We start from the raw sequence: 25801 nt of genomic DNA, 5'->3' as shown, positions 1-25801 counted from the left end.
TGCGGGCAGACCTTCGCCACGCACTAACCCGCCCTGTACTCCTGTCCCCGAGCGGTCGTCCGCTCGCGTCCCCAGGCGGCCAGCGGCTGGAGTGCCTCGTTGAGGCGCACGCCGTCCTCGGTCAGCGAGTACTCGACGCGGGGCGGCACCTCGTCGTAGGAGACGCGGTGCACGACGCCGTCCGCCTCCATCTCACGCAGGTGGGAGGCCAGCACCTTCTCGGTGATCCCCGGAAGCAGTCGACGCAGTTCGCCGAAGCGGCGGCAGGGGTGCTCGTGGAGTGCCCAGAGGATCAGCACCTTCCACTTGCCGCCGATCACCTCCATCGCGGTGTCGATCCCGCAGACGTGTCCGTCCGGTGAGCCCGGCCGGTTCAGCGTCGTCATGCCTCATCCCTCCGACGTGCTCGCTCCCCCCGGGGTAACCACCCACTCCGAAGTGCGTACTTGATCACCTCCGGGCCTCGGACCAGCCTAATCGGCATGGCACACAACCCCGTTGAGAAGACCTCCGTCACGCTGCTGGGCCTCGGCGCGATGGGCGCCGCGCTGGCCCGTACCTGGCTCGCCGCCGGCCACCCGCTCACCGTCTGGAACCGCACCCCGGCCCGCGCGAAGCCGCTCGCCGCCGAGGGGGCGAGCGTCGCGGACAGCGCCGCCGAGGCGGTCGCCGCGCACACCCTCGTGGTCGTCTGTCTGCTGGACGACGCCTCGGTCGACGAGGCGCTGGCCGGCGCCGACCTGGCCGGCAAGGACCTGGTCAACCTGACCACCAGCACCCCCGCCCAGGCCCGCGCCCGCGCCGAGTGGGCCCGCGAGCGCGGCGCCCGCTACCTGGACGGCGGGATCATGGCCGTCCCTCCGATGATCGGCGTCCCGGAAGCCGGTGGCTACGTCTTCTACAGCGGTTCGCGCGAGCTGTTCGAGCGGCACGAAGAGACCCTGGGCGTCCCGGCCGGCACCGCCTACGTGGGCGAGGACGCGGGCTTCGCGACCCTGCACGACGTGGCTCTGCTCAGCGCCATGTACGGGATGTTCGCCGGGGCCGCGCACGCCTTCGCCCTGATCCGCAAGGAGGACATCGACCCGGCGGCGCTCGCCCCGCTGCTCGCCGACTGGCTCGTCGCGATGGCCCCGGCGGTTCACCAGTCCGCCGACCAGCTACGGAGCGGCGACTACACCAAGGGCGTCGTCTCCAGCCTCGCCATGCAGGTGGCCGGGACGCCGACCTTCCTGAGCACCGCCGAGCAGCAGGGGGTCAGCCCGGAACTGCTCACCCCCTATTTCCGGCTCATGCGCCGCCGCCTGGCCGAGGGCAGCGGTGAGGAGGGCCTGACGGGCGTGATCGACCTGCTGGTGCAGTGACCGCAGTGACCGCAGTGGCCGGCCGCTCGCCGTCCCGGAAGCGAGCGGTCTGGGCACGCCCCCGACGAACGGCTGCGACCGGCGCTTCCACCACCCGCTCTAGACGCTCATGGGCCGGTCGTACGGTCCGATGGGCGTCGGCAGCCGTGAACTCCCCGTCAGATGGCGGTCGACGGCGGCGGCCACCGCCCGCCCCTCGGCGATCGCCCACACGATCAGCGACTGTCCGCGGGCCGCGTCCCCCGCCGCGAACACGCCCGGGACGTTCGTCGCGAAGTCACCGTCTCGTGCGATCGTGCCGCGCGGCTCCAGCGTCACCCCGAGCTGCTCGACGAGCCCGTCCCCCCGGTCGGGACCGGAGAAGCCGAGGGCGAGCAGCACCAGGTCGGCGGGGAGCGCCCGCGCGGTGCCGTCCACGGGCCTGCGCCGCGCGTCGACCTCGACGAGGTGCAGCGACCGCACGTGACCGGTCGCGTCGCCGGTGAAGCGGAGCGTGGACGCCGCGAACAGCCGTGCGTCCGCGTCCGCCGCCGGCGCGGACCGAAGGTCGCGCGCCTCCTCGTGCGCCGCCGACAGCCGGTAGATCTTCGGATACGTCGGCCAGGGGTCGGCGTCCTCGTCGCGCTCCGCGCCGGGCTGCGCGTAGATGTCCAACTGGGTCACCGACGCGGCGCCCTCGCGCACCGCCGTGCCCAGACAGTCCGCCCCCGTGTCACCGCCGCCCACGATGACGACATGCTTCCCGGCGGCGGACATCGGGGACGTCTCCAGGTCCCCCGCGCACACCCGGTTGGCCAGCGGCAGATACTCCATCGCCTGCTGGATGCCGGTCAACTCCCGCCCAGGGACGTGCAGTTCACGCCACTCGGTCGCCCCGGTGGCGATCACCACGGCGTCGTGGCGGGTCAGTAGATCCGCGGCCATGACGTCCCGCCCGACGGTGGTCGACGTACGGAACTTCGTGCCTTCCGCCCGCATCTGCTCGATCCGCCGCTCGAGATGGCGCTTCTCCATCTTGAACTCGGGGATGCCGTACCGCATCAGCCCGCCGATCCGGTCGTCCTTCTCGTAGACGGCGACCGTGTGGCCCGCCCGGGTCAACTGCTGGGCCGCGGCGAGACCGGTGGGTCCGGAGCCGATCACCGCCACCGTCTTCCCGGACAACCGGTCCGGCGGCCGTGGCGGGGTGAACCCGTCGGCCCAGGCCCGGTCGGCTATGGCGGCCTCGACGTTCTTGATCGTGACGGCCGGCTGGTTGATGGCGAGCACACACCCCGCCTCGCACGGAGCCGGGCACAACCGGCCGGTGAACTCGGGGAAGTTGTTGGTCGCGTGCAACCGGTCGCTCGCCGCCCGCCAGTCCTCCCGGGACACCAGGTCGTTCCAGTCGGGGATCAGATTGCCGAGCGGACAGGCCTCGTGGCAGAAGGGGACGCCGCAGTCCATGCAACGGTCGGCCTGGTTGCTGATCAGGGGCAGCAGCGCCCCGGGGACGTACACCTCGTCCCAGTCCCTTACCCGCTCCTCGACCGGCCGGCGGGGCCAGTCCTGGCGGGGTGTCGTCATGAATCCCTTGGGATCGGCCATGGGCGTTTCCTTGCGTACGCGTACGACAGGCCGAGCGTCATCGGGCGGCACTCTTCCGGCCACGATACGTCCCGTCGGTCACCCCCGCAGAGTGGGGGGACAGCGCTTTCCCGAGGCTTTTCCGGCGAGAGTCGATCAGACCAGGGCCAGCGCGTACACGAGTGCCGCCGCCGCGGAGGCCGCCGTGCGCACGTGGTTCCACCTCGTCCACTCGCGCAGATACGCCGGCCAGTACGTGACGGCCTCCGAGGCGCCCGGCGCCAGCTTCATCAGGGCTTCGTTGCGCGGCACGTTCGCCATCACGGTCACGCCGAACGCGCCGCACAGGTACAGCGCGCTGCCCAGCAGCAGATGCACCGTCCCGTGGTCCGGCCACAGCACGAACGTCACGACGGCGATCACCGCGCACAGGGCCGCCACGCCCAGGAAGAGGATCATGAAGACCGGTGTAGTCGCCGAGGAGTTGATCGCGTTCATCGCCGCCACGCCCTGGGCCGGCGGCAGCGCGGCGAGCCCCCGCATCACCAGGACGGAGAAGGCGCAGAACACCCCGGCCATCAGTCCCGTCGCGAGCGCGCCCGCCATCGCGAGCAGCGGATACGGCTCATCGATCATGACAACGTCAACTCCCACCCGTCGAGCGGAGATCTTGCCCGGTGCGGTCCGTCACCTCAAGTGAAATCCCTTTCATGATCGGTGACCATGGCCGAAACGCGCGTCGACATGCGCGCCCGTCCACCGGCCGCCGGCCCGGCAAGCGGACCTAGGCGACGGCCCCGTCCCGCTCCTGGCGCTGACGGGGCTCCCGGGGCCCCGGACACTCCTGTCGCTCGTCGGGCCTCGGCGTCCCCTCCCGCCACGTCCGCAGCACGGTCTCCACGTCGCCCCTGATCCGTTGGCGGGCCTCGTGCCGCGGCAGCCCGCTCATCAGCAGCCGGTCGTACGGCGTGTCCAGGTGCCGTACGGACGCCACGACCGCCGGGACGACGGCCCCCTCGGACAACGCCCGCCCGGCGGCGCTGCGCCCGACGCGGCCGCTGCCCCGCAGCGAGGCGTGCGCGGCGATCCCGCGCGCCCGCTCTCCCGGGCAGCCGGGAAACAGCCGCAGGATCTCCGCCGCGAACGCCTCCGCGAACAGCGCGTCCTGCGACGCCCGGCGCCGGGCGTCGCGCACCCGGCGCCGCCTGCGCGCCTCGGCGTCCGCCAGACACCGCTCCTCCGCCCGCGCCAGCGCTGCCTCCTCGACGAGGACACCCTGCCGTTCGTAGCGCCCCTTGCGCCGGTTGAAGCGGACCACCACCGCACAAAGCCCGCTCTCCTCACGCGCTCTGCGCGTCAGCGCCGTGTCGCCGCGCGGCAGGAACACCAGATGCCCGAGGTCGGCGCAGTCGAGGCAGCGGGGCGCGGCGTCCTCCAGCACCAGCATCGCCAGTGGACCGCGACGACACCCGGCGCAGTGCTTCCGCCGAAGCGGTTGGACGACGACGAACCCGGTACGGGGCCCGGAGGCGGTGAGGGATGCGGGTGGCATACGGACTTCATTCCCCCTGGTGGACCCGGCGGCACCTGGTCCAGGAGCGTGCATGATGGCGGTGTGCGACTCGAAGCGATCACCTGGGAACGGCTCGGAGACCTCCTCGCCGAGCGGCTGCTCGACCTGAAGCCGGACGACGGCAGCCCCTGGCCGCGCATCGCGTTCGACGGCGCGCCCGCGGCCCGCCCGGGAGACCTCGCCCTGCGCGTCGCCGAGGCCCTGCGCACCCGCGGCCGCCCCTCCCAGGTCGTGGACACCCACGGCTTCCTCCGCCCCGCCTCCCTCCGCCTGGAGCACGGCCACCACGACGTGGAGGCCTACTACGACGGCTGGTTCGACACCGGCGCGCTGTGGCGCGAGGTGTTCAATCCCCTCGAAGCCGATGGACAGGGGCGGATCCTGCCCGATCTCCGTGACCCCGTCACCGACCGCGCGACCCGTAGCGCCTACGTCCCCCTCCCGCCCGGCGGATTCCTTCTGCTGCACGGCCCGTTTCTGCTGCGGCACTGGTTCCCCCTCGACCTGAGCGTCCACGTCCTGCTCTCCCCGGCCGCCCTGCGTCGGCGCACCCCCGAAGCCGACCACTGGACCCTCCCCGCCTTCGAGCGGTACGCCCAGGAGACCGATCCGGCCGCGACGGCCGACGTGCTCGTGCGGGCGGACGATCCTCGCCATCCGGCCTGGGGCGGCTGATCGCTGCTCGACGGCAGGAACGCCGAGGAACGTGGGCCTCCCGGCCGCCTGCGCGGAGGAACGTGGGCTTCCCGGCCGCCCGCGTACACCTGCGTCCGCCCGCGTACGCCTGCGTAGACCTTCGTAGGCAGGCTGCACGGACGTGAGTTCCGGGTGCGGGCGTTCGGCGACGCGGCGAAAATGTAGTGCGTCGGGACCGCGGCGCCTCCCGCGTCGCGCCGGCGTCCGGCACCGGGAGGTACCCCATGACCACAGCCGGAGAGATCATGCACCGGGGCGCGCAGTGGATCCCCGCTCACGAGACTCTCGACCGCGCGGCCCAGCTCATGCGCGAGCTGAACGTCGGAGCGCTGCCCATCAGCGACGAGAACGAGCGGCTCTGCGGCATCCTCACCGACCGGGACATCGTCGTCGGCTGTGTGGCCGTGGGGCACGACCCGGCCAGGGTCACCGCCGGGGAGATGGCCCAGGGCACGCCTCGCTGGATCGACGCGGGCGCCGACGTCGGCGAGGTGATCCGGGAGATGCAGGACCACCAGATACGCCGGCTGCCCGTCATCGACAACAAGCGCCTGGTGGGCATGATCAGTGAAGCCGACCTCGCCCGGCACCTGACCGAGGACCAGATCGCCGCCTGGGCCGAGAGCGTCTACGCCAGGGCCGGTTCGCCACGGTGATGACGTCGGCCGGGGCCGTCGTCACCCCTCGCGGCCGACAGAGCCGGCAGCCGGCATGCGCGCTCCGGCCGCCCGCCGGAACCCCGTTCGCCCCTGCCCCCTCGTCGCCCCCGTCGCCCTCGTGCTTTGTCGCTCAGAGCCAGCCGTTGCGCCGGAAGCCGCGGTACAGGACCCAGCAGCCGACGGATATGACGCCGACGACCAGGGGGTAGCCGAACCTCCAGTGCAGCTCCGGCATGTTGTCGAAGTTCATGCCGTACACCCCGCAGACCATCGTCGGCACCGCGATCACCGCGGCCCAGGCCGTGATCTTGCGCATGTCCTCGTTCTGCGCGACCGTGACCTGCGCCAGGTGCGCCTGCAGGATCGAGTTGAGCAGTTCGTCGAAGGCGGCGATCTGCTCGGTGGCCCGCAGCAGGTGGTCGGAGACGTCCCGGAAGTAGGCCTGTATCTCCGGGTCGACCACCCGGACCGGCCGGTCCGCGAGGTCCAGCAGCGGCCGGGCGAGCGGCACCACGGCCCGCTTCAGCTCCAGGAGTTCACGCTTGAGCTGGTAGATGCGTCCGGGATCGGCCCGCGCGCCGTTCTCCGCGAACACGTCCGTCTCGACCTGGTCGATGTCCGCCTGCACGGCGTCGATGACGTTGAGGTAGTCGTCGACCACGTGGTCCGCGATCGCGTGCAGCACCGCCGACGGGCCCTTCGCCAGCTGAACCGTGTCGGACTCCAGCTCCTCGCGCAGCGGGCCCAGCGAGCCGTGCCGTCCGTGCCGCACCGAGATCACGAAGTCCCGGCCGACGAACACCATGATCTCGCCGGTGTCGACCACCTCGCTCGTCGCGGTGAGCTCCTCGTGCTCGACGTAGCAGACCGTCTTGAACACCGCGAACAGCGTCTCGCCGTACCGTTCCACCTTCGGCCGCTGGTGGGCCTCGACGGCGTCCTCGACCGCCAGCGGATGCAGGTCGAACAGCTCGGCGATGCCTGCGAACTCCTCGTTCGTCGGCTCGTGCAGGCCGAGCCACACGAAACCGTGACCGCTCTTGCGCACCTGCTCCACCGTGTCGACCAGATCGCCGCCGCGCGGAGCACGGACGCCGTCCCGGTACGTCACGCAGTTCACCACGGAGGATCCCAGCGGGGAGCGTGCGTGGTGACTGAGGTCGACCCGCGGGCGCCGTCGGGCCAACCGCGCCACCCCGCGCAGGCCACCGACCCGTCCGAAGCCGGCGACCTTCCGCAGATTCCCCGCCATGGTCATCTGGGTCTCCTTGCGTGATCTCCTCGCGCCGCATTCCTGCGCCCTGCCGCGCCAGTGTGCCAGGCCCGCGTGTGACGTGCGTAAGCCTGTGGAAAGGGAAGGTTCCGTTTTGTTCCCGCCTGTGGACGACGGGACTTCATGAGCCGCACGGGAGCGGCCGCCGACTTTCCGGCGCCGGGTTCCCGGCCGCGTCGACCACGTCCGACACACCGGACAACTGGGATGATCGGCGCATGACGCGATCCGACGGATACCTCCTCGACAACCGGCAGCCGGAGGCGGAGGAGCGCTTCGACGCCTTCGCCGCACTCTTCGACCCGACCACGTTCCGCCATCTCGAAGGGTTCGGGATCGGCTCCGGCTGGCGCTGCTGGGAGGCGGGCGCCGGCGGCACCTCCGTGGTCTCCTGGTTGGCGAAGAAGGTCGGTCCCACGGGCAAGGTCCTCGCCACCGACATCGACACCTCCCGGCTGAGGTCCGTTGCCCGCCCGCCGGTCGAGGTCCGCGTCCACGACCTCGGCCTCGACGAGCCGCCGATGGAGGCCTTCGACCTGGTGCACGCCCGGCTCGTCCTGGTCCACGTGCCGGACCGGGAACGCGCGTTGCGGTCCATGGTCGGGGCCCTTCGCCCCGGCGGACGTCTCCTGATCGAGGACGCCGACCCCGCCCTCCAGCCCCTGCTCTGCCCCGACGAGCACGGCCCCGAACAGCAGCTGGCGAACCGTCTGCGCCACGGCTTCCGCCAGCTCCTGGCCGGCCGGGGCGCCGACCTCTCCTACGGCCGCAAGCTCCCGCGGCTGCTCCGCGAGGCCGGGCTGCACCGGGTCGAGGCCGACGCCCACTTCCCCGTCACCTCGCCCGCCTGCACCGCCCTGGAGTCCGCGACGATCCGCCAGATCCGTGACGAACTCGTCAAGGCAGGGCTGGCGACCGACGAGGACATCGACCGGCATCTGGCCAACGTCGCCGCCGGCAGCATGGACCTGGCGACAGCGCCGATGATCTCGGCGTGGGGGCGAAAGGGATAGGTCAGTCGACGCGGGCGGCGCCAGTCGTCGTCGGCGCTGTGCCGCCGCCGGTGGCGGCCGGTCTGCCGCCGACGTGCTCCACCGCCCGGGCCCCTGCCCGGCAGCCTTCCGACGCGGCCGCCTCCGGGTCTGCCCCGGCGAGCAGCGCGGCCAGGAACGCGCCGGTGAACGCGTCGCCGGCGCCCGTGGTGTCCCTGGGGGTCGCCGCGGCGGCGGGGACGCGGGCGACGACGGCACCGTCCCGGGCGAGCAGCGCACCGTCCGGACCCTGCTTGGCCACCACCAGCGGGACATGGCGGCTCAGCTCGGCCGCCGCGTCCGTCCCGTCGGGCAGCCCGGTCAGCAGACAGGCCTCGTCACGGCTGGGAAGCAGCACGTCCAGCCCCTCGACGAGGGCCGGGAAGCGGTGGACGCCCAGTTCCGCCAGGAAGCCCGCCGACGCGGGATCGAGGCTCACCGGCACCCCACGCGCGCGTGCCGACGCCGACGCCGAGCGCACCAGGGCCCGACCGGACTCGGAGAACAGCAGATAGCCGGACAGGTGCAGTCGACCGACCCCGTCCAGGAGGGCGTCCGACCAGTCGTCGGGGTCCAGCCGCAGGGACGCGCCGCTGTCGGTGAGGAACGTCCGCTCGGCCGAGGCATCCGTGTCGACCAGGCAGATCACCGTGCCGGTCGCCGCCTGCGGGTCGACGACGAGGCGGGGCCGCACCCCGCACGCGGTCAGCTCCCGCTCGTGCCAGGCCGCCGACTCCGCGCCCACCCGCCCGAGCAGCCGTACGTCCGCACACCCCCAGTGCGCCGCCCAGCACGCCACGTTGGCGCCCGCGCCGCCCGGCACGGTGCGGATCACACAGGCCGTGTCCGTCCCCGAGGCCAGCGGCCCCCGGTGCAGGGCGATGACGTCCGTCACGACGTCGCCGACGACCAGCAGACCCCCGCCTCCCGCTTCGCCCGTGACGGAGACCGCCCCGCCGCCGGGCCTCCCTCCGGGTCTCCCGCCGGACCTCCCGCCCGGCCCCCGAACCGCTCCCGTCGCAGGTCCCGTTCCCGTGCCCTGTCCCGTGACGGGTCCCGCTCCCGTGCCCTGGCCCGTCGCGGATCCCGTTCCCGTGTCCCGACCCGGCTCCCGGACCGGGCCGCCGTTCGCGCGGTCCGCCCCGTCCGGTCGGCCGGTCATGCCTCGGCCCACGCCGTCGCGATCCGTGCCGCCAGGCGCACGTTGCCGCGCACCGCCGCCAGGTTGGCGTTCAGGGACGCGCCGTCGGTGTGCCGGACGAGGTAGTCGAGCAGGAACGGCGTGACGCCCTGGCCGCTCACGCCGGCCTCCTCGCACGCGTGCAGCGCGTCGGCGAGCACGCGCGCGTGCAGCTCGGGATCCAGCTGCTCCTCCTCGGGCACCGGGTTGGCGACGATCAGGGCCGACTCGGGCACGCCGAGTGCGTCCTGGGCCCGCATGACCTCGGCCACCTGCCGCGGGCTGTCCAGCGTCCAGTCGACGGGATGGCCCGAGTCGGAGAGGTAGAAGCCGGGGAAGCGGTCGGTGCCGTAGCCGGCCACGGCGACGCCCAGCGTCTCCAGCCGCTGCAGGGTCGCCGGCACGTCGAGGATCGACTTGACGCCCGCGCACACCACCGTGATCCGGGTGCTCGCCAGGAGTCCCAGGTCGGCCGACTCGTCCTGGGTGACCGTCCACTCCCGGTGCACCCCGCCGAGCCCGCCCGTCGCGAACACCCGTACCCCCGCCAGCGCCGCCAGCAGCGCCGTCGCCGACACGGTCGTGGCCCCGCCGACCCCCGACGCCACCGCGAGCGGAAGGTCGCGATGGCCCAGCTTGCGGAAGCCGTCCTCGTTGGCGACCCGCTCCAACTGTTCCTTGTCCAGGCCCACATGAGGTCGCCCGTCCAGCACCGCGATCGTCGCCGGCACGGCGCCCTCCGCGCGTACGACCGACTCCAGTTCCAGTGCCACCTGCAGGTTGCGCGGGCGGGGCAGCCCGTGCGAGATGATCGTGGACTCCAGGGCCACCACGGGTCGACGCGCGTCGATCGCGTCCCGCACCTCTTCCGACACCACCAGCACCACGCGCCCGCCTCCTGTCCGTCGGTCTCCCCTCAATCTCTGGCGAGCGGCACGACCGGTCAAACCCTTGCGGCCTGTGGGGGACGCCACCAGCCTGGGAGGCATGACGGACAACACGACCCGCCTCGACCACGTCGTCCTGTGGGTGCGCGACCCCGTGGCCGCCGCCGGCTTCTACGAGAAGGCCGTCGGTCTGGAGCCCGTGAGGCTGTCCGAGTTCGCCGCCGGCAAGGAACCGTTTCCCTCCGTACGCGTCAACGAGGAGACCCTCCTCGACCTCATGCCGGTGTCGATGGCGGAGCGCATGCGGATGCTCCCCGGCGCCGCCGACAGCGCGGGACACCCCGTGAACCATGTCTGCCTCGCCCTGCCGCGGGCCGGCTTCGACGGACTCCGCACCCGCCTGGAGGAGAACGCGGTGCCCGTCTCCGACATCGCGCACGGCTCCTTCGGCGCCCGCGGCGAAGCCTCGCGCAGCTTCTACTTCCGCGACCCGGACGGCAACGTCGTCGAGGCACGGCACTACGACTGACGCCCGCCCGCCGGGCCGCCGGCCGCCTTCCGCGCCGTGTCCTCTTCCCGTCGGCCGCCCCGCGTGAACAGCACCAGGGCGGCTAGCGGGACGAGCAGACCGGCCGCGGCGGCATTGAGCCACGCGTAGCTCGCCTGCGCGACGACCAGCCCCGCGATCGCCCCGCCGACGCCCGCCGAGGTGTTCATGGTGAGGTCGCAGAGCCCCTGGGCGGCGGCCCGCGCGGACTGCGGCACCGCGTCGGTGAGCAGCGCGGAACCGGACACGAGCCCGGCCGACCAGCCCAGGCCGAGCACGAAGAGTCCGGCGGCGGTCTGCCCGTCGCTGTCGCCGGCCGTGCCCGCCAGGAACAGCGCGAGCGCCAGCAGCCCGGCCGCGAGACCCGTCACCGACAGCCGCCCCACCCGGTCCGCCAGCCGGCCCATCAACGGCGAGAACGCGTACATGCCCGCGATGTGCCCGCTGATGACCAGCCCGATCAGATCGATGTCCGCGCCGTGGTGCGCGAGGGCGACCGGGGTCATCGACATGACCGACACCATCGCCGTGTGCGACACCGCCACCGTCGCCAGCGCCAGCCGTGCGCGCGGCGAGGCGGCGACGGCCGTCAGACCGGCGCGCAGCGAACGGGCCTCGGGTGAGCGCTCCTCCACCGGGGCGAGCGCGCGGGCCGTCAGTAGCGGATCGGGCCGCAGCAGCACGGCCACCACGAGCGCCGACACGACGAAGATCCCGGCCGCCCACAGGAAGGGGCCCGCCTCCGCGGGGATCCCCAGTCCGGCGACGCTCCGGCCTGCGGGCGCGGCGATGTTGGGCCCCAGGACCGCGCCCACGGTGGTCGCCCACACCACGTTCGAGATGGCCCGGGCCCGCCGATGCGGCTCGGCCAGGTCGGCGGCGGCGAACCGGGCCTGAAGGTTCGCCGAGGAGGCCGCGCCGAAGGCGGCCATGCCGCACAGCAGCAGCGGGAAGCTGCCGACGCGTGCCGCCACCACCACGACACCGGCTCCCAGGGCGCCCACGAGATAGGCCAGCACCAGTCCCGGCCGCCGCCCGCGGGCGGTCATCAGCGCGGCCATCGGCACCGACAGCACGGCTGTGCCGGCGACGGTCGCGGTGGGCGCGAGCCCGGACAGCGCCTCGGTCCCGCTGACCCGCCGGGCCAGTACGGAGGCCAGCGCGATGCCGGTGGCGACGCCCAGCCCGCCGAGGATCTGGCTGGTGACCAGCACCGCGGTCGTACGGCGCCGCAGAGCGGGCAGGCCGGCCGCGTCGACGGGCGCCCTGGGGACGCGCTCGACCGCGGTCACGACGGGCGTCTCACAGCCGCACCCCGGGCGGACGGACGGGAAAACATGGTCACCGGCGCAGTCTCCCCCCTTGCGGCGCGCTCCGCCCAGGCCCGGGCGCAGACGGATCCGTGACGCGGCGCCGTGGCGTCGCGATCAGAACAGCGGCTCCGGCAGGACCCCTTCCAGAGCGAGCAGCTTGCGTTTGGTCTCCAGACCGCCGCCGAACCCGCCGATGCCGCCGTCACTCTCGACCACCCGGTGGCAGGGCACCACCACCGGCAGGGGATTGGAGCCCATCGCCACCCCCACCGCCTGCGCCGCGCGCGGCTCCCCCACCCGCCGGGCCAGGTCGCCGTAGCCGACGACCGCCCCGTACGGGACGCCGGAGGCGAGCTCGCGCAGCACCTGCCGGTTGAAACCCGAGATCAGGGACCAGTCCAAGGGCAGCTCGAAGTCGCGCCGCTCACCCGCGAAGTACGCCTTGACCTGCCGTATCGCCTCGGCCAGCAGCGGGGAGCCGGGCGCCTCGACGGGCTCCGTGCCCATGCGGCCCGCCAGCCGGTCGAGCGCCTGGTCGCGTACCGCGTCGGTGGCGTGGAACACGACGGTGAGCAGGCCCTGCGGAGTCGCGGCCAGCAGCAGCGGACCGATGTCGGTGCCGACGACGGTCCACACGATCTGCTGCTCGTCCTGCCCATGGCTGTCCATGCGCCCACGGTACGACCGGCCACTGACAACGCCCCCCGGAGGCGACGGCCGGACGTCAGTACCGGTACAGAGCGCGCCGCACGACGTCGGGCCTGTCGGTGATGACGCCGTCGACGCCGTACCCGGCGACCGTCCGGGCGGTGGCCTCGTCGTCGACGGTCCAGGCGAAGACCTTCATGGGAGTGCCGTGCGGTCCTGTCAGAGCGTGCACCGCGTCGACATAGGTCGAGGAGAGGGAGGCGTACGACGGGTTGATCAGATCGGCGTAGCCCGCGTGACCGCCCAGGTCGGCGACTGCCGGAGTGCCCAGCAACCCCGTGCGCACGCCCGGCTTCAGGTCGTGCACGGTGCGCAGGGCGACGGCGCTGAAACTCTGCACGATCAGCCGGCCGGCGACGTGGCGCCGGTCCAGCCAGCCCTCGTTGCCCAGGAGCTTGAGCGTCTGCTGCTCGATGCCCGGGTACAGCTCGGGGTTCTTGACCTCGAGGAGCAGCTTCTGATGGTTGTGCTCGACACGGCCGAGGTACTCCTTCAGCGTCGGCACGCGCGCGCCTGCGTAGGCGGCGCCGAACCAGCTCCCCGCGTCGAGCCGTGCGATCTCGGCCGCGGTGAAGTCCTTCACCTTCCAGGGAGCCCGACCGGGAAAGACCTCCTCGACGTCGGTCGTACGGCGAAGGCTGTCGTCGTGGATCACCACGAGCTCACCGTCCTTGGTGCGCTGGACGTCGTTCTCCACCCAGCGGGCCCCCAGCGAGGCGGCCCGGTCGACCGCTTCGAGGGTGTTCTCCGGGGCGTAGGCGCAGGCGCCCCGGTGGGCGATCACCGAGGGGCGGGCCACGACGCCCGGCCGGGCGTCGTGGCCGGGGAGAAGGAGGGCGACGGTGCCCAGAACCGCGGCGGTGGTCGTGGCGGCAACTGCGCGCGCGTGCATGCGTACTCCTCGCGTCGGCGATCACAGACAGCTCAACTGTGACAGCACACAGTCGTCGGCGCGGGGTGCAGGACGGCCACACGATGGACGAGACGCCCGAGGCCGCTCACCGCTGCCGCACATGTGCGGCAAGGCCGTGTTTCTTTGCCGGAAAATCGTTCGACCATTCCGGAGGGGGTCATACTCTCTCTCAGCCTTGACCGCGCTCAGCGGTCCTGGGAGGGCGCGTTTTCAGAGATCCGGCTACAGGGCGAAGGGCAACCGCGCATGCACGGCACGGTCGACGGTTTCAGCTACGGACTCGTCACACCGCTGGTGGCCTACCTCATGGCCTGCCTCGGCGGTGCCCTCGGTCTGCGCTGCACCACCAGAGCCCTGCTCGTCGCCCACTCCTGGCGCCCCGGATGGCTCGTCCTCGGCTCGGCGGCCATCGGCTCCGGCATCTGGACCATGCACTTCATCGCGATGATCGGCTTCACGGTCGAGGGCGCGCCGATCCACTACGACAAACCGACGACCTACGCCAGCCTGGGCGTCGCCATCCTCATGGTCGGGGTCGGGATCTTCATCGTCGGCTACAAGGGCGCGACCGGAACCGCGCTCTTCACCGGTGGCACGGTCACCGGCCTGGGCATCGCGTCGATGCACTACCTGGGCATGGCCGGCATGCGCTTCAACGGCAACTTCGAATACAACACGTTCACCGTGGGCGCCTCCGTGGCCATAGCGATGGCCGCCGCCACCGCCGCCCTGTGGGCCGCGGGCCAGGTCAGAGGCTTCCTGTGGAGTGTGGGCGCCAGTCTGATCATGGGGCTGGCGGTCACCGGCATGCACTACACCGGCATGGCCGCCCTGAGCGTCCACCTGCACACCACCGAGACCCCGGCCACGGGCGACTCGCCCGCCGCCCTCCTCGCGCCGATGCTCATCGGCCCCCTCGCCTTCCTCTGCCTCGCCGGCGTCGTCGTGCTGTTCGACCCGCTGATGGTCATGGGCAAGCCCGACTGGACGCCCGCCGAGCACAAACCCGGCGTGCCGGCGCACCCGCCCGCCCCGCACTCGCCGCGCCGCCCCCAGCTGCGCAGCCGCCGCAGGGTCCCGCACCGCGGCTCCCGCACCCCGCAGAACCGCTGAGCCCGCCACCCGCCCGAGCCGGCCGGGCCAGGGACGGGCCGAAGCCGGGCCCGAGGGGGCGAAACCCCTGATCGGACCCCGTTGTCAGTGGGGGGTCGTACGGTGGATGGCATGCGGCCCGTTTCCCACATCGAACGCACGGTGGCGCCTTTCGAGGTCGTCAGCCCCTACCAGCCCAGCGGCGACCAGCCGACGGCCATCGCCGAGCTGGCCAAACGCATCGAAGCAGGTGAGAAGGACGTCGTCCTGCTCGGCGCGACCGGCACCGGAAAGTCCGCGACCACCGCGTGGATGATCGAGAAGCTCCAGCGCCCCACGCTGGTGATGGCGCCGAACAAGACCCTGGCCGCCCAGCTGGCGAACGAGTTCCGCGAACTGCTGCCGAACAACGCGGTCGAGTACTTCGTCTCGTACTACGACTACTACCAGCCCGAGGCTTACGTACCGCAGTCGGACACCTACATCGAGAAGGACTCCTCGATCAACGAGGAGGTCGAACGCCTGCGCCACTCCGCGACCAACTCGCTGCTCACCCGCCGCGACGTCGTCGTGGTCGCCTCGGTCTCCTGCATCTACGGCCTCGGCACCCCGCAGGAGTACGTGGACCGGATGGTCCCCCTCCGGGTCGGCGACGAACTCGACCGGGACGAGCTGCTGCGCCGCTTCGTCGACATCCAGTACACGCGCAACGACCTGGCGTTCAGCCGGGGCACCTTCCGGGTGCGCGGCGACACCATCGAGATCTTCCCGGTCTACGAGGAGCTCGCCGTCCGCATCGAGATGTTCGGCGACGAGATCGAGGCCCTGTCCACGCTGCACCCGCTCACCGGCGAGATCATCAGCGACGACCAGCAGCTGTACATCTTCCCGGCCACCCACTATGTGGCGGGCCCCGAGCGCCTGGAGCGGGCCGCCAACGACATCGAGAAGGAGCTGGGCGAGCGCCTGGCCGAGCTGGAGAAGCAGGGCAAGCTCCTGGAGGCCCAGCGGCTGCGGATGCGCACCACCTACGACCTGGAGATGCTCCGCCAGATCGGCTCCTGCTCCGGTGTCGAGAACTACTCGATGCACTTCGACGGCCGCTCGCCGGGCTCACCGCCCAACACCCTGCTCGACTACTTCCCGGACGACTTCCTGCTCGTCATCGACGAGTCCCATGTCACCGTCCCGCAGATCGGCGCCATGTACGAGGGAGACGCCTCCCGCAAGCGCACCCTGGTCGACCACGGCTTCCGGCTGCCGTCCGCCCTCGACAACCGCCCGCTGAAATGGGAGGAGTTCCAGGAGCGCATCGGGCAGACCGTCTATCTGTCGGCGACGCCCGGCAAGTACGAGCTCTCGCGCGGCGACGGCGTCGTGGAGCAGATCATCCGCCCCACCGGCCTCATCGACCCGGAAGTGGTCGTCAAGCCCACCGAGGGCCAGATCGACGACCTGGTGCACGAGATCCGCACCCGGGTGGAGAAGGACGAGCGCGTCCTGGTCACCACGCTCACCAAGAAGATGGCCGAGGACCTCACGGACTACTTCCTGGAACTCGGCATCCAGGTGCGCTACCTGCACAGCGACGTCGACACGCTGCGCCGGATCGAGCTGCTGCGCGAGCTGCGCGCCGGCGAGTTCGACGTCCTGGTCGGCATCAACCTCCTGCGGGAGGGCCTGGACCTGCCCGAGGTGTCCCTGGTGGCCATCCTCGACGCCGACAAGGAGGGCTTCCTGCGCTCCGGCACCTCGCTGATCCAGACCATCGGCCGTGCGGCGCGCAACGTCTCCGGGCAGGTCCACATGTACGCGGACAAGATCACCCCGGGCATGGAACGGGCCATCGACGAGACCAACCGCCGCCGCGAGAAGCAGGTCGCCTACAACCAGGCGAACGGCATCGACCCGCAGCCGCTCCGCAAGAAGATCAACGACATCGTCGCGCAGATCGCCCGCGAGGAGGTCGACACGGAGCAGCTGCTCGGCTCCGGCTACCGGGCGAAGAAGGACGGACGGGGCACCAAGGCCCCGGTGCCCTCCCTCGGCGACAAGGCGGCCAAGGGCGCGAAGTCCAAGGCGGCCAAGGGGAAGGCCAAGGAGACGGTGCCGACCGACCGTCCCGCGGCCGAACTCGCGGAGCAGATCGAGGAGATGACGGAGCGTATGCGGGCCGCCGCGGCGGACCTGCAGTTCGAGGTCGCCGCCCGGATCCGCGACGAGGTCTCCGAGATGAAGAAGGAACTGCGCCAGATGAGAGAGGCCGGACTTGCCTGACGGGGCCTGTGCGGCCGCCGTGACCGGGCCGCGCACGCCCTGTGTTGCAAGACCGACACAAAGTGCGGGCCTGCCTACGGCAGTGTCAGTGCCTTTGCGTAGTGTTTCGGTCAACCGCGGGGGCCGCGGCAACAGGGGACAGCTCGAGAGGGGAATCAGCGCGTGACCGTCAACATGACCAAGGGTCAGGCCATCAGTCTGCAGAAGAACGACGGGGGCAGCCTGACCGCGGTGCGCATGGGTCTCGGCTGGCAGGCGGCCCCGCGCCGCGGCCTGTTCGGCTCCCGCACCCGGGAGATCGACCTCGACGCCTCGGCCGTTCTGTTCGCGGACAAGCAGCCGGTCGACGTCGTCTTCTTCCGTCACCTGGTGAGCGACGACGGTTCGGTCCGCCACACCGGCGACAACCTCGTCGGCGGTGTCGGCCAGGGCGGTGACGACGAGGCGATCCTCGTGGACCTCGCGCGCGTTCCGGTCCACATCGACCAGATCGTCTTCACCGTGAACTCCTTCACCGGCCAGACCTTCCAGGAAGTGCAGAACGCCTTCTGCCGTCTGGTCGACGAGACCAACGGCCAGGAGCTCGCGCGCTACACGCTCGCGGGCGGCGGCGCCTACACGGCCCAGATCATGGCCAAGGTGCACCGGGTGGGGGGCGGCTGGAACATGACGGCCCTCGGCACGCCGGCCAACGGCCGTACCTTCCAGGACCTGATGCCCGCGATCCTGCCGGCGCTGTAGGACGCCTCGGCAAGCGGCACACGACAACACCACACGCGACGCAGGGGGACGAAGGCGATGACGGCCGAGCTGGTGCGGGGGCAGAACCACCCGCTCTCCCAGGTCCGGCTCGAGATCCGGGTCTCGGCCGGCCGGCCGGTCGTGGCGGCGGCCGCTCTCGGAGACGAGAGCGGCAGGATCCACGGCGTCGAGTGGGTGGCCCACCCGGGCGTGCCCACGCTGCCCGGACTCGAGGTCTCCCGGCAGGCGGCCGCCGACCATCGCCTCGCGGTGGACCTGGACGCCATGCCGGCGAGCGTGCACCGGGTCAACGTCCTGCTCGCGCTGCCCGCGGGCGTCGGCGGGCCGGTCAGCTTCGGGTCCGTTTCCGCTCCTTTCGTCGCGGTCACCGGGCTCGACGGCGCGGAGGTCGCGTCCTACACCATCACGGGCCTGGACGCGGAGTCGGCGGTCGTGGCGCTGGAGCTGTACCGACGGCAGGGCGCGTGGAAGGTGCGCGCCGTCGGCCAGGGCTACGCGGGCGGTCTCGCCGAACTCCTCACCGACCAGGGCCTGCCGCAGGCGCACCAGCTCGCGGCCGCCATCAACGACGCCGTCGCCCAGGGCCTGGCCCGCTCGGTGCCGGCGCCGCCGCCGCGTACGGCCGACGGCGACCGTTCCCGGCAGACGGCCACGTCCGCGCTCGGCCCGGACCAGAGCGGTTCGCCGTACGGCGCGCAGCAGGGCGCCGCCGGCCCGTACGGGGCGCCCCAGAACCCGCAGGGGGCCGCCGGGCAGGGCTATGCGGCGGGCGCCACGCCGGCCGCGGACCCGGACGCCACCCCGCAGTCACCGGCCGCCACCGGTGGTCCGATCGACTACAGCCACCCGCGCCGGCAGAACGCGGCTCCGCCGCCGCCTCCGCCCACCGCGCCCCCGAGCCAGCCGGGCCGGCCCGCCCAGCCCGTCGCGGGCGACGCCACCGGCTGGTCGATGGAGGAGCGGCTCTACAACCAGGTCTGGGGCATGTTCGAGGACCTGGCCCGCACCACGGCCGCGTACCGCAGCGCCGTCGACTTCGCCGACGCGCGCATGGAGAAGGAGCTGGACCAGGTCCTGTCCGACCCGCGCAGCAGGATCGGCGGACAGGCCGACGCCGCCCGGGAGGCGGCGCAGGCCAAGCACATCCAGCTCGTCGACCAGGCCCGGGAGGCTCTGGATCGGGACCTCGTCCAGCTCGGCGCCGAGGCCGACGTCGTCGAACCGGCGCTGCCCGCGGCGTTCGCGCGCTGGGACAACCCCGTCTGGCACGCCTACCGCGTCCCCATGGAGATGCCCATGGCCCTGCGCCTGGGCGACCTCCACCTGCCCGAGAGCGATCCGCTGCGCATCCCGATGCTGGTCCGCCTCCCGCTCGAACGCGGCCTGTGGATCGACAGCGGCCAGTCCGGCTCGTCCGACGGGGCGTTCCTCGACTCCCACGAGTTGCGCCGCCTGGCGATGGAGTCGGCAGTGGCGCACACCGCCCGGCTGCTGGCGGTGCATCCGGCGGACGAGTTCACCGTGCACGTCATCGACCCGGCCGGGTCGGGCGCCAAGGAGCTCGCACCGCTGGTGCGGACCGGGGTGCTGGCAGGCCCGCCCGCGGCCGGTGCGGCCGGCGTCGCGGCTGTCCTGGGGCGGCTCACCGAGCGCGTCGACCTGGTGCACATGGCGGTGCGCGGCGGCGCCGCCGACTCGCTGCCGCCCGGCTTCGACACCTCGCAGCAGCTGCTGGTCGTCAACGACTTCCCGCACGGCTTCGACGACCGTGCCGTGACCCAGCTGCGCTACCTCGCGGACGAGGGCCCCGCCGTCGGCGTGCACCTGATGATGGTCGCCGACCGGGAGGACGCCGCCGGTTACGGTCCGTTGCTGGACCCGCTGTGGCGGGGGCTGCTGCGCTTGACGCCCGTGGCCGAGGACCATCTCGCGGACCCCTGGGTAGGTCATGCGTGGACGTACGAGCCCGCCCTCGTTCCCCCCGGCAGTCAGGTGCTGCACCAAGTCCTCAGCCAGCTGGCCATGGCGCGCACCAAGTACTCGTAAAGAGCCCTGACCAGGTAACTTGGCTCTTCTTTTACCAATCGCTTTACCTTTTCTTGGTGGTTGGGGTACTGTTTTCCTCACGGAGGGGAGTACTCCCTGCTGCGGCGTACCCGTCAATACGGATCAGAGACGATCCCGGGGCGTCGGCCCGTCCCGAGCGGACCGGGTGGAAGAGACCTCCGGCAGCGCGACGACGCTGATTACCTGCCGTTACGTACTGCCGGAGGCGCAGTGGATGTTTCCCTGACCCTGTGGGTCCTGACCATCGTGGGCCTTGCCGCCCTCATCGCGGTCGACTTCTTCATCGGCCGCAAGCCGCACGACGTGTCCATCAAGGAAGCCGGGATCTGGACTGTCGTCTGGATCGCCCTGGCCGGGCTGTTCGGAGTCGGTCTGCTCGTCTTCGGCGGCGGTGAGCCCGCCGGAGAGTTCTTCGCGGGCTTCATCACCGAGAAGTCGCTCAGTGTCGACAACCTCTTCGTCTTCGTCCTGATCATGGCGAAGTTCGCGGTCCCGTCGCAGTACCAGCAGCGGGTTCTGCTCGTCGGCGTCCTCATAGCCCTGGTCCTGCGGGCGATCTTCATCGCCGCGGGCGCCGCGATCCTCGCCAGCTTCGCCTGGGTGTTCTACCTCTTCGGCGCCTTCCTCATCTGGACCGCCTGGAAGCTCATCCAGGAGGCCCGAGCCGACGAGGACGACGAGGAGTTCGAGGAGAACAAGCTGCTCAGGGCAGCCGAGCGCAGGTTCGGTGTGGCCGACCGCTACCACGGCACGAAGCTGCGGATCGAGCAGAACGGCAAGCGGGTCATGACCCCGATGCTGGTCGTCATGCTCGCGATCGGCACCACCGACGTGCTCTTCGCCCTCGACTCCATCCCGGCGATCTTCGGCCTGACGCAGGACCCGTACATCGTCTTCACGGCCAACGCGTTCGCGCTGATGGGGCTCAGGCAGCTGTACTTCCTCATCGGCGGCCTGCTCCGGAAGCTGGTCCACCTCAGCTACGGCCTGTCGATCATCCTCGGGTTCATCGGCGTGAAGCTGGTGCTGCACGCCCTGCACGAGTCGGGCGTCCACGTTCCCGAGATCAGCATCCCGGTCTCGCTGGGCGTGATCTGCTCCGTTCTGATCGTCACCACGCTCACCAGCCTGCGGGCCTCGAAGAAGCAGGCGGCGGCCGAGGCGGCGCGGAACGCGAGCGAAGGCGCTCCGAAGGACAGCATCGAGGCCTGACCACGGACGACGTAGGAACAACCATCCCCCGGGAGCGGTGCTCGGCGATTGCCGACCACCCGCTCCCGGTGGTTCGTTGGGAGCCGGGCGTTTTCCCACCCGGGAACGCCGGATCCGGCCGGAGGCACCATGAGCACACCGCAGAGGTTCGTGCAGATCCTCGAGTTCGAGACCGACCGCATCGACGAGATGCGCGCACTGGCCGAGGAGGGCGAACAGCGCCTCGCCGACCGGGCCGACGGCCCCACCCGACGCCTCGTCCTCAAGGACAGGAGCCGGCCGAACCGCTACCTGGTGGTGGTCGAGTTCGACTCCTACGAAGAGGCCATGCGCAACAGCGACGACCCGGAGACGGGCAAGTTCGCGCAGGCGATGGCCGCACTGTGCACCACGCCCCCGTCCTTCACCGACTGCGACGTGGAGGACACCTCGGAGTTCAGGTGACGGCGGCCCCCGCAGGGGTGGCACCACGCGAACGGCGAGCCGGACAGCGGGCAGGACAGCGGGCCGTACGAGCGGGAATGTGAAGCCCGTACGGCTCTGCGACGATCACTGCATGATCGCTCGGCTCACGTCGGTCACGACCCGCTGGACGTCCCTCGTGCCGGCGCTGGCCGTCGTCCGGCTGGTCCTGACCTGGGGACGCGAGCTGCCCGGCCCGGTCGTCGCCCTGGTGACCGTGGTCCTCGCCGGAGCGGTCCTGGCCGCCGTGCACCACGCCGAGGTCGTCGCCCACCGGGTCGGTGAGCCCTTCGGTTCCCTCGTCCTCGCGGTCGCCGTGACGATCATCGAGGTCGCCCTGATCGTCACCCTGATGGCGGATGGCGGATGGCGGCGACAAGAGTGCGACCCTGGCCAGGGACACGGTCTTCGCGGCCGTGATGATCACCTGCAACGGCATCGTCGGCCTGTGTCTCCTGGCCGCCTCCCTGCGCCACGGCACGGCGGTCTTCAACCCGGAGGGCGCCGGCGCCGCCCTGGCCACCGTCGCGACCCTGGCCACGCGATGTCTGGTCCTGCCGACCTTCACCACCAGCCGACCCGGTCCGGAGTTCTCCGGCGTCCAGTTCACCTTCGCCGCCGTGTCCTCGCTGATCCTGTACGGCCTGTTCGTGGCGACGTAAACCGTCCGGCACCGCGACTACTTCCTGCCGGTCATCCGCCAGGGGGACGTGATCACCGTGGACGACCACGCCGGCGCCCCGACCGCCCGGACCGCGTCCATCAGTCTCGGCCTGCTCGGCCTGGCCCTGATCGGCGTGGTGGGCCTCGCCAAGGGGGTCTCGCCCAGGATCGAGTCCGGGGTGGAAGCCGCCGGTCTCCACCAGGCCGTCGTCGGCGTGATCATCGCGCTGCTCGTGCTGCTGCCCGAGACCATCGCCGCCCTGCGCTCCGCCCGCCGCGACCTGGTCCAGACCAGCCTCAACCTCGCGCTCGGCTCCGCGATGGCCAGCATCGGCCTCACCATCCCCGCCGTCGCGCCGGCCTCCGTCTGGCTCTCCGGGCCGCTCGTCCTCGGCCTCGGCGCGCCCACATGGTGCTGCTCGCGCTGACGATCGTGGTCAGCTCGCTGACGATGGTCCCGGGACGGGCCACGCCGTTGCAGGGCGGCGTCCACCTGGTGCTGTTCGCGGCGTACCTGGAACTCGCGATCAATCCGTAGCCGGCCGCACCCCGCCCACCGGCGCCGGCCGGGTCTCCGGCAGCAGCGCGAAGCAGCCCAGGCTGAACAGCGCGATCCCCGTCAGATACGCGGCCACGCCCCACGGCACGCGCCCCGACTGCTCCGCGAGGGCCGTCGCCGCGATCGGCGTGAGCGCGCCCCCGAGGACGCCGCCGAGGTTGTAGCCGACCGCCGCCCCGGTACAGCGCACCCGCGGCGCGTACAGCTCCGGCAGATAGGCCGCGATCACCGCGAACATCGTCACGAACGCGACCAGCGCGCCGAGGAACCCCAGGAACATCGGCAGCGGCTCGCCGGTCGCGAGCAGGGAGACCATCGGGAACATCCACAGGGCGGCCCCCGCGCAGCCGGCCAGGCACAGCGGCCTTCGGCCGAGGCGGTCGCCGAGCATCGCCATGACAGGCGTCAGCGCCCCCTTCACCACCACGGCGGCCATGATGCAGCTCAGCATGACGGTACGGCTCACGCCGAGCCGTTCCGTCGCGTACGCCAGGGACCAGGTCGTCACGGCGTAGAAGATCGCGTATCCGACGGCGAGCGCGCCCGCGGTCAGCAGGACCAGCCGCCAGTGGTCGCGCACGACCTCGGCGAGCGGCACGCGCGCGTGCTCGTCGATCTCCAGGAAGCGGGGGCTCTCGGGCAACGACGTCCTGAGCCACAGCCCGAGCACGGCCAGGGCCCCCGCCGCCCAGAAGGGGACCCGCCACCCCCAATGCGTGAACTGCGCCTCGCTGAGCGTCGCCGACAGGGCCAGCACCACCCCGTTGGCGAGCACGAAGCCCACCGCCGGCCCGATCTGCGGGAAGCTCGACCACAGCGCGCGCCGCCCGGCGGGCGCGTGCTCCACGGTCAGCAGCACCGCGCCGCCCCACTCCCCGCCGAGCCCGAGCCCCTGCAGGAACCGCAGGACGAGCAGCAGCAGGGGGGCGGCCACCCCGATCGTGTCGTACGTCGGGACACAGCCCACCGCGGCCGTCGAGGCGCCCGTCAGCAGCAGGGAGACGACGAGGACCGGCCGGCGGCCGCGTCGGTCGCCGACGTGCCCGAACAGCACCGATCCCAGCGGCCGCGCCACGAACCCCACGCCGAACGTCGCGAACGCGGCCAGCGTCCCCGCCGGCGGAGAGAACGTAGGGAAGAACAGGGGCCCCAGGACCAGCGCGGCGGCGGTCCCGTAGACGAAGAAGTCGTAGAACTCGATGGCGGTCCCCGCGAGCGAGGCCGCCGCGAGGCGTGGCATGGAGGGCGCCTTCACGGTGCGTACGTCGTGCATGCCGCGTCAACCACCCACACTCACCGGCGGTTACGGGGCCGCTCGTGATCGCGGCCGGACTCCCGGCACCCTCGGAAGCCGCAGGAGCCTCAGTAGGTGACCGTGATGCGCCGCGCGGGACCGTCCACCCGGATCGTGCCGCCGTAGGGGATGACGAGCTGGGGGTCGGTGTGACCGAAGTCCACGTCGAAGACGGCCAGGGTGTCCGGGGCGTACGCCTTCAGCGCGCGCTCCACCGCCTCGCGCTGCCCGGCGGCGTAACGCGCGCTGGCCGCCGGACCGTTGGGCTGCTCGAAGGACCACGTCTTGGCGCGGGCCGTCAGCAGCGCCGGGAAGCGCCGCAGCAGACCGCGCTCACCCATGTTGCGCAGGATCCGGAAGACCTCGGTGGCACTCGGCAACTCCTCCGAAGTCTCCAGGAGCAGCACGCCGCCGTCGTACACCGACAGATCCCGAGCGATCTCGCGGTCGGCCATCAGCAGCCAGGAGAGGATCTCCAGGTTCCCGCCCCAACTGCGGCCCTCCACGACGCGGTCGGCGTTGACCCAGCTCCAGCCCGAGCCGGGCCGGGAGCCCGGCTCCGACGCGAAGGTCGCCGGATCGGCCCAGTCGCGGTCGACGTCGTTCCAGCGCTCGGCGGGCCGCAACTCGTAGGGGCCCGAGGTGAACAGCGCCGCCCGCAGCGAGTCGGCGGTCCGCGGGTGCATGGCGCCGGGGCGCCCGAACTCGCACATCACGCTTCCGCCGTGGTAGCCGACGACACCGGAGTTGTACAGGAACGCCAGCAGGTTGGTGTTGTCGCTCCACCCGAAGAACGGTTTGGGACAGGCGCGCAGCAACTCCCGGTCCAGCAGCGGCAGGACGGTGATCTGGTCGTCGCCTCCGACCGACGCGACGACCGCCTTCACGTCCGGGTCGGCGAACGCGGCGTGGATGTCGTCCGCGCGCTCCTGCGGCGTCGCCCCCATCCGGCGGGTCGCCGGGTACTCGACGGGCTCGAGGCCGAACTCCTCGCGCAGTCGCGCCAGACCGAGTTCGTAGGGGAGCGGGAAGAGCTCGGGCAGCCCCCCGGAGGGCGAGACGACGGCTATCCGATCGCCGGGCGACGGCTTGGGCGGGTACGAGATCGTCGTCATGCCCGGAGCGTACGGGCCGCCGCGTCCTCGGCGCACCGTGATAAACCGGGTCTGAACAGCGGTCCCGTACGGATCGCCCCACCCGAACGGACCGGAGGAACCGTGCCCCGCACCCTGGCCAACGCCCCGATCATGATCCTCAACGGCCCCAACCTGAACCTGCTCGGCCAGCGTCAGCCGGAGATCTACGGCAAGGACACCCTGGCCGACGTCGAGGCCCTGTGCGCCAAGGCTGCGGCCGTGCACGGGGGCACGGTGGACTTCCGCCAGTCCAACCACGAGGGCGAGTTGGTCGACTGGATCCACGAGGCGCGGCTGAACCACTGCGGGATCGTCATCAACCCCGGTGCGTACTCCCACACGTCCGTCGCGATTCTGGACGCACTCAACACCTGCGACGGACTGCCGGTGTTGGAGGTTCACATCTCCAACATCCACAAGCGCGAGTCCTTCCGGCACCACTCGTACGTCTCGCTGCGCGCCGACGGGGTCATCGCGGGGTGCGGTGTGCAGGGATACGTGTTCGGCGTGGAGCGGGTCGCGGCGCTGGCGGGGCCGGCTCAGGCCGACGCGTAGGGCCGGTGGACG

General features: G+C 71.9%; 24 protein-coding genes and 1 pseudogene. 13 read left to right on the top strand and 12 right to left on the bottom strand.

Annotation, left to right across the window (positions count from 1 at the left end):
• Window positions 1-23 precede the first annotated feature (23 nt).
• Window positions 24-386: a winged helix-turn-helix transcriptional regulator gene (locus ACZ7DE_RS20800; protein WP_470763253.1), complete on the bottom strand. Its 363-nt coding sequence runs from the start codon at window positions 384-386 to the stop codon at window positions 24-26.
• Between the two features lie 96 nt (window positions 387-482).
• Here ACZ7DE_RS20800 and ACZ7DE_RS20795 point away from each other — a divergent pair, with 96 nt between their 5' ends.
• Window positions 483-1364 (top strand): NAD(P)-dependent oxidoreductase, encoded by an 882-nt coding sequence (locus ACZ7DE_RS20795; RefSeq protein WP_470763251.1) that lies wholly within the window; start codon window positions 483-485, stop codon window positions 1362-1364.
• A 99-nt stretch (window positions 1365-1463) separates the two neighbouring features.
• Here the strand turns inward: ACZ7DE_RS20795 and ACZ7DE_RS20790 are convergent, their stop codons facing one another.
• From ACZ7DE_RS20790 to ACZ7DE_RS20780, 3 genes are all read right to left on the bottom strand, one after another.
• The gene (locus ACZ7DE_RS20790; protein WP_470763250.1) at window positions 1464-2951 is read right to left on the bottom strand and encodes a glutamate synthase subunit beta; all 1488 of its coding nucleotides are present in this window, start codon (window positions 2949-2951) and stop codon (window positions 1464-1466) included.
• A gap of 135 nt (window positions 2952-3086) precedes the next feature.
• A complete protein-coding gene (locus ACZ7DE_RS20785; protein WP_470763248.1) occupies window positions 3087-3566 on the bottom strand; it encodes an anthrone oxygenase family protein in 480 nt (159 codons plus the stop codon).
• Window positions 3567-3714: 148 nt separating this feature from the next.
• Window positions 3715-4482, bottom strand: coding sequence for a DUF2293 domain-containing protein (locus tag ACZ7DE_RS20780; RefSeq protein ID WP_470763247.1), 768 nt, complete (start codon window positions 4480-4482; stop codon window positions 3715-3717).
• A 63-nt stretch (window positions 4483-4545) separates the two neighbouring features.
• Here ACZ7DE_RS20780 and ACZ7DE_RS20775 point away from each other — a divergent pair, with 63 nt between their 5' ends.
• Window positions 4546-5178 (top strand): nucleoside/nucleotide kinase family protein, encoded by a 633-nt coding sequence (locus ACZ7DE_RS20775; protein ID WP_470763245.1) that lies wholly within the window; start codon window positions 4546-4548, stop codon window positions 5176-5178.
• Between the two features lie 245 nt (window positions 5179-5423).
• Window positions 5424-5855 carry a CBS domain-containing protein gene (locus ACZ7DE_RS20770; protein ID WP_470763243.1) on the top strand — a complete coding sequence of 144 codons (432 nt, stop codon included), beginning with the start codon at window positions 5424-5426 and terminating at the stop codon, window positions 5853-5855.
• Window positions 5856-5988: 133 nt separating this feature from the next.
• Here ACZ7DE_RS20770 and ACZ7DE_RS20765 read toward each other — a convergent pair whose 3' ends face one another.
• Window positions 5989-7116 carry a magnesium and cobalt transport protein CorA gene (locus ACZ7DE_RS20765; protein WP_470763241.1) on the bottom strand — a complete coding sequence of 376 codons (1128 nt, stop codon included), beginning with the start codon at window positions 7114-7116 and terminating at the stop codon, window positions 5989-5991.
• A gap of 233 nt (window positions 7117-7349) precedes the next feature.
• Here ACZ7DE_RS20765 and ACZ7DE_RS20760 point away from each other — a divergent pair, with 233 nt between their 5' ends.
• Entirely contained in the window at window positions 7350-8144 is a 795-nt protein-coding gene (locus tag ACZ7DE_RS20760; RefSeq protein ID WP_470763239.1) for a methyltransferase, read from the top strand.
• Between the two features lies 1 nt (window position 8145).
• On the opposite strand, the gene ACZ7DE_RS20755 is transcribed toward ACZ7DE_RS20760, so the two are convergent.
• Both ACZ7DE_RS20755 and ACZ7DE_RS20750 read right to left on the bottom strand, forming a co-directional pair.
• Window positions 8146-9324: a carbohydrate kinase family protein gene (locus tag ACZ7DE_RS20755; protein ID WP_470763237.1), complete on the bottom strand. Its 1179-nt coding sequence runs from the start codon at window positions 9322-9324 to the stop codon at window positions 8146-8148.
• Complete coding sequence (locus tag ACZ7DE_RS20750) at window positions 9321-10226, bottom strand: pseudouridine-5'-phosphate glycosidase (protein WP_470763617.1); 906 nt, start codon at window positions 10224-10226, stop codon at window positions 9321-9323. The genes ACZ7DE_RS20755 and ACZ7DE_RS20750 overlap by 4 nt, the downstream gene beginning before the upstream one ends.
• Before the next feature lie 103 nt (window positions 10227-10329).
• Between ACZ7DE_RS20750 and ACZ7DE_RS20745 the strand changes: the two genes are divergently transcribed.
• On the top strand, window positions 10330-10758 hold the full coding sequence (locus ACZ7DE_RS20745; RefSeq protein WP_470763236.1) for a VOC family protein: 429 nt from the start codon (window positions 10330-10332) through the stop codon (window positions 10756-10758).
• On the opposite strand, the gene ACZ7DE_RS20740 is transcribed toward ACZ7DE_RS20745, so the two are convergent.
• From ACZ7DE_RS20740 to ACZ7DE_RS20730, 3 genes are all read right to left on the bottom strand, one after another.
• On the bottom strand, window positions 10749-12068 hold the full coding sequence (locus ACZ7DE_RS20740; RefSeq protein WP_470763234.1) for an MFS transporter: 1320 nt from the start codon (window positions 12066-12068) through the stop codon (window positions 10749-10751). The genes ACZ7DE_RS20745 and ACZ7DE_RS20740 overlap by 10 nt on opposite strands.
• Window positions 12069-12203: 135 nt before the next feature.
• Entirely contained in the window at window positions 12204-12758 is a 555-nt protein-coding gene (locus ACZ7DE_RS20735) for a methylated-DNA--[protein]-cysteine S-methyltransferase (RefSeq protein WP_470763232.1), read from the bottom strand.
• 55 nt (window positions 12759-12813) lie between these two features.
• Window positions 12814-13689, bottom strand: a complete 876-nt coding sequence (locus ACZ7DE_RS20730) for a glycerophosphodiester phosphodiesterase (RefSeq protein WP_470763230.1) — start codon at window positions 13687-13689, stop codon at window positions 12814-12816.
• A 267-nt stretch (window positions 13690-13956) separates the two neighbouring features.
• Between ACZ7DE_RS20730 and ACZ7DE_RS20725 the strand changes: the two genes are divergently transcribed.
• The 7 genes and pseudogenes from ACZ7DE_RS20725 to ACZ7DE_RS20695 all read left to right on the top strand — a co-directional run bounded on the left by ACZ7DE_RS20725 (window position 13957) and on the right by ACZ7DE_RS20695 (window position 22783).
• Window positions 13957-14823: an MHYT domain-containing protein gene (locus tag ACZ7DE_RS20725; RefSeq protein ID WP_470763228.1), complete on the top strand. Its 867-nt coding sequence runs from the start codon at window positions 13957-13959 to the stop codon at window positions 14821-14823.
• 111 nt (window positions 14824-14934) lie between these two features.
• On the top strand, window positions 14935-17079 hold the full coding sequence (uvrB, locus tag ACZ7DE_RS20720; RefSeq protein ID WP_470763226.1) for an excinuclease ABC subunit UvrB: 2145 nt from the start codon (window positions 14935-14937) through the stop codon (window positions 17077-17079).
• 162 nt (window positions 17080-17241) lie between these two features.
• Complete coding sequence (locus ACZ7DE_RS20715) at window positions 17242-17820, top strand: TerD family protein (protein ID WP_057580284.1); 579 nt, start codon at window positions 17242-17244, stop codon at window positions 17818-17820.
• A 57-nt stretch (window positions 17821-17877) separates the two neighbouring features.
• Entirely contained in the window at window positions 17878-19887 is a 2010-nt protein-coding gene (locus ACZ7DE_RS20710; protein WP_470763224.1) for a TerD family protein, read from the top strand.
• Between the two features lie 231 nt (window positions 19888-20118).
• Window positions 20119-21120 (top strand): TerC/Alx family metal homeostasis membrane protein, encoded by a 1002-nt coding sequence (locus tag ACZ7DE_RS20705; RefSeq protein WP_470763221.1) that lies wholly within the window; start codon window positions 20119-20121, stop codon window positions 21118-21120.
• A gap of 129 nt (window positions 21121-21249) precedes the next feature.
• Window positions 21250-21564, top strand: coding sequence for a hypothetical protein (locus ACZ7DE_RS20700; RefSeq protein ID WP_470763220.1), 315 nt, complete (start codon window positions 21250-21252; stop codon window positions 21562-21564).
• A gap of 112 nt (window positions 21565-21676) precedes the next feature.
• A pseudogene (locus ACZ7DE_RS20695) lies at window positions 21677-22783 on the top strand (calcium:cation antiporter).
• On the opposite strand, the gene ACZ7DE_RS20690 reads toward ACZ7DE_RS20695, so the two are convergent.
• Both ACZ7DE_RS20690 and ACZ7DE_RS20685 read right to left on the bottom strand, forming a co-directional pair.
• Window positions 22773-24077: an MFS transporter gene (locus ACZ7DE_RS20690; protein ID WP_470763218.1), complete on the bottom strand. Its 1305-nt coding sequence runs from the start codon at window positions 24075-24077 to the stop codon at window positions 22773-22775. The pseudogene ACZ7DE_RS20695 and the gene ACZ7DE_RS20690 overlap by 11 nt on opposite strands.
• Window positions 24078-24166: 89 nt before the next feature.
• Entirely contained in the window at window positions 24167-25213 is a 1047-nt protein-coding gene (locus tag ACZ7DE_RS20685; RefSeq protein WP_470763217.1) for a S66 family peptidase, read from the bottom strand.
• A 102-nt stretch (window positions 25214-25315) separates the two neighbouring features.
• On the opposite strand from ACZ7DE_RS20685, the gene aroQ reads away from it, so the two are divergent.
• Window positions 25316-25789 carry a type II 3-dehydroquinate dehydratase gene (gene aroQ, locus ACZ7DE_RS20680; protein ID WP_470763216.1) on the top strand — a complete coding sequence of 158 codons (474 nt, stop codon included), beginning with the start codon at window positions 25316-25318 and terminating at the stop codon, window positions 25787-25789.
• The last annotated feature ends 12 nt before the right edge of the window (window positions 25790-25801 follow it).

Source organism: Streptomyces sp. NPDC037083, from assembly GCF_055606485.1.
Note: the sequence above shows the minus strand (reverse complement) of the source record. Positions and strands in the feature narration are given on the sequence as shown.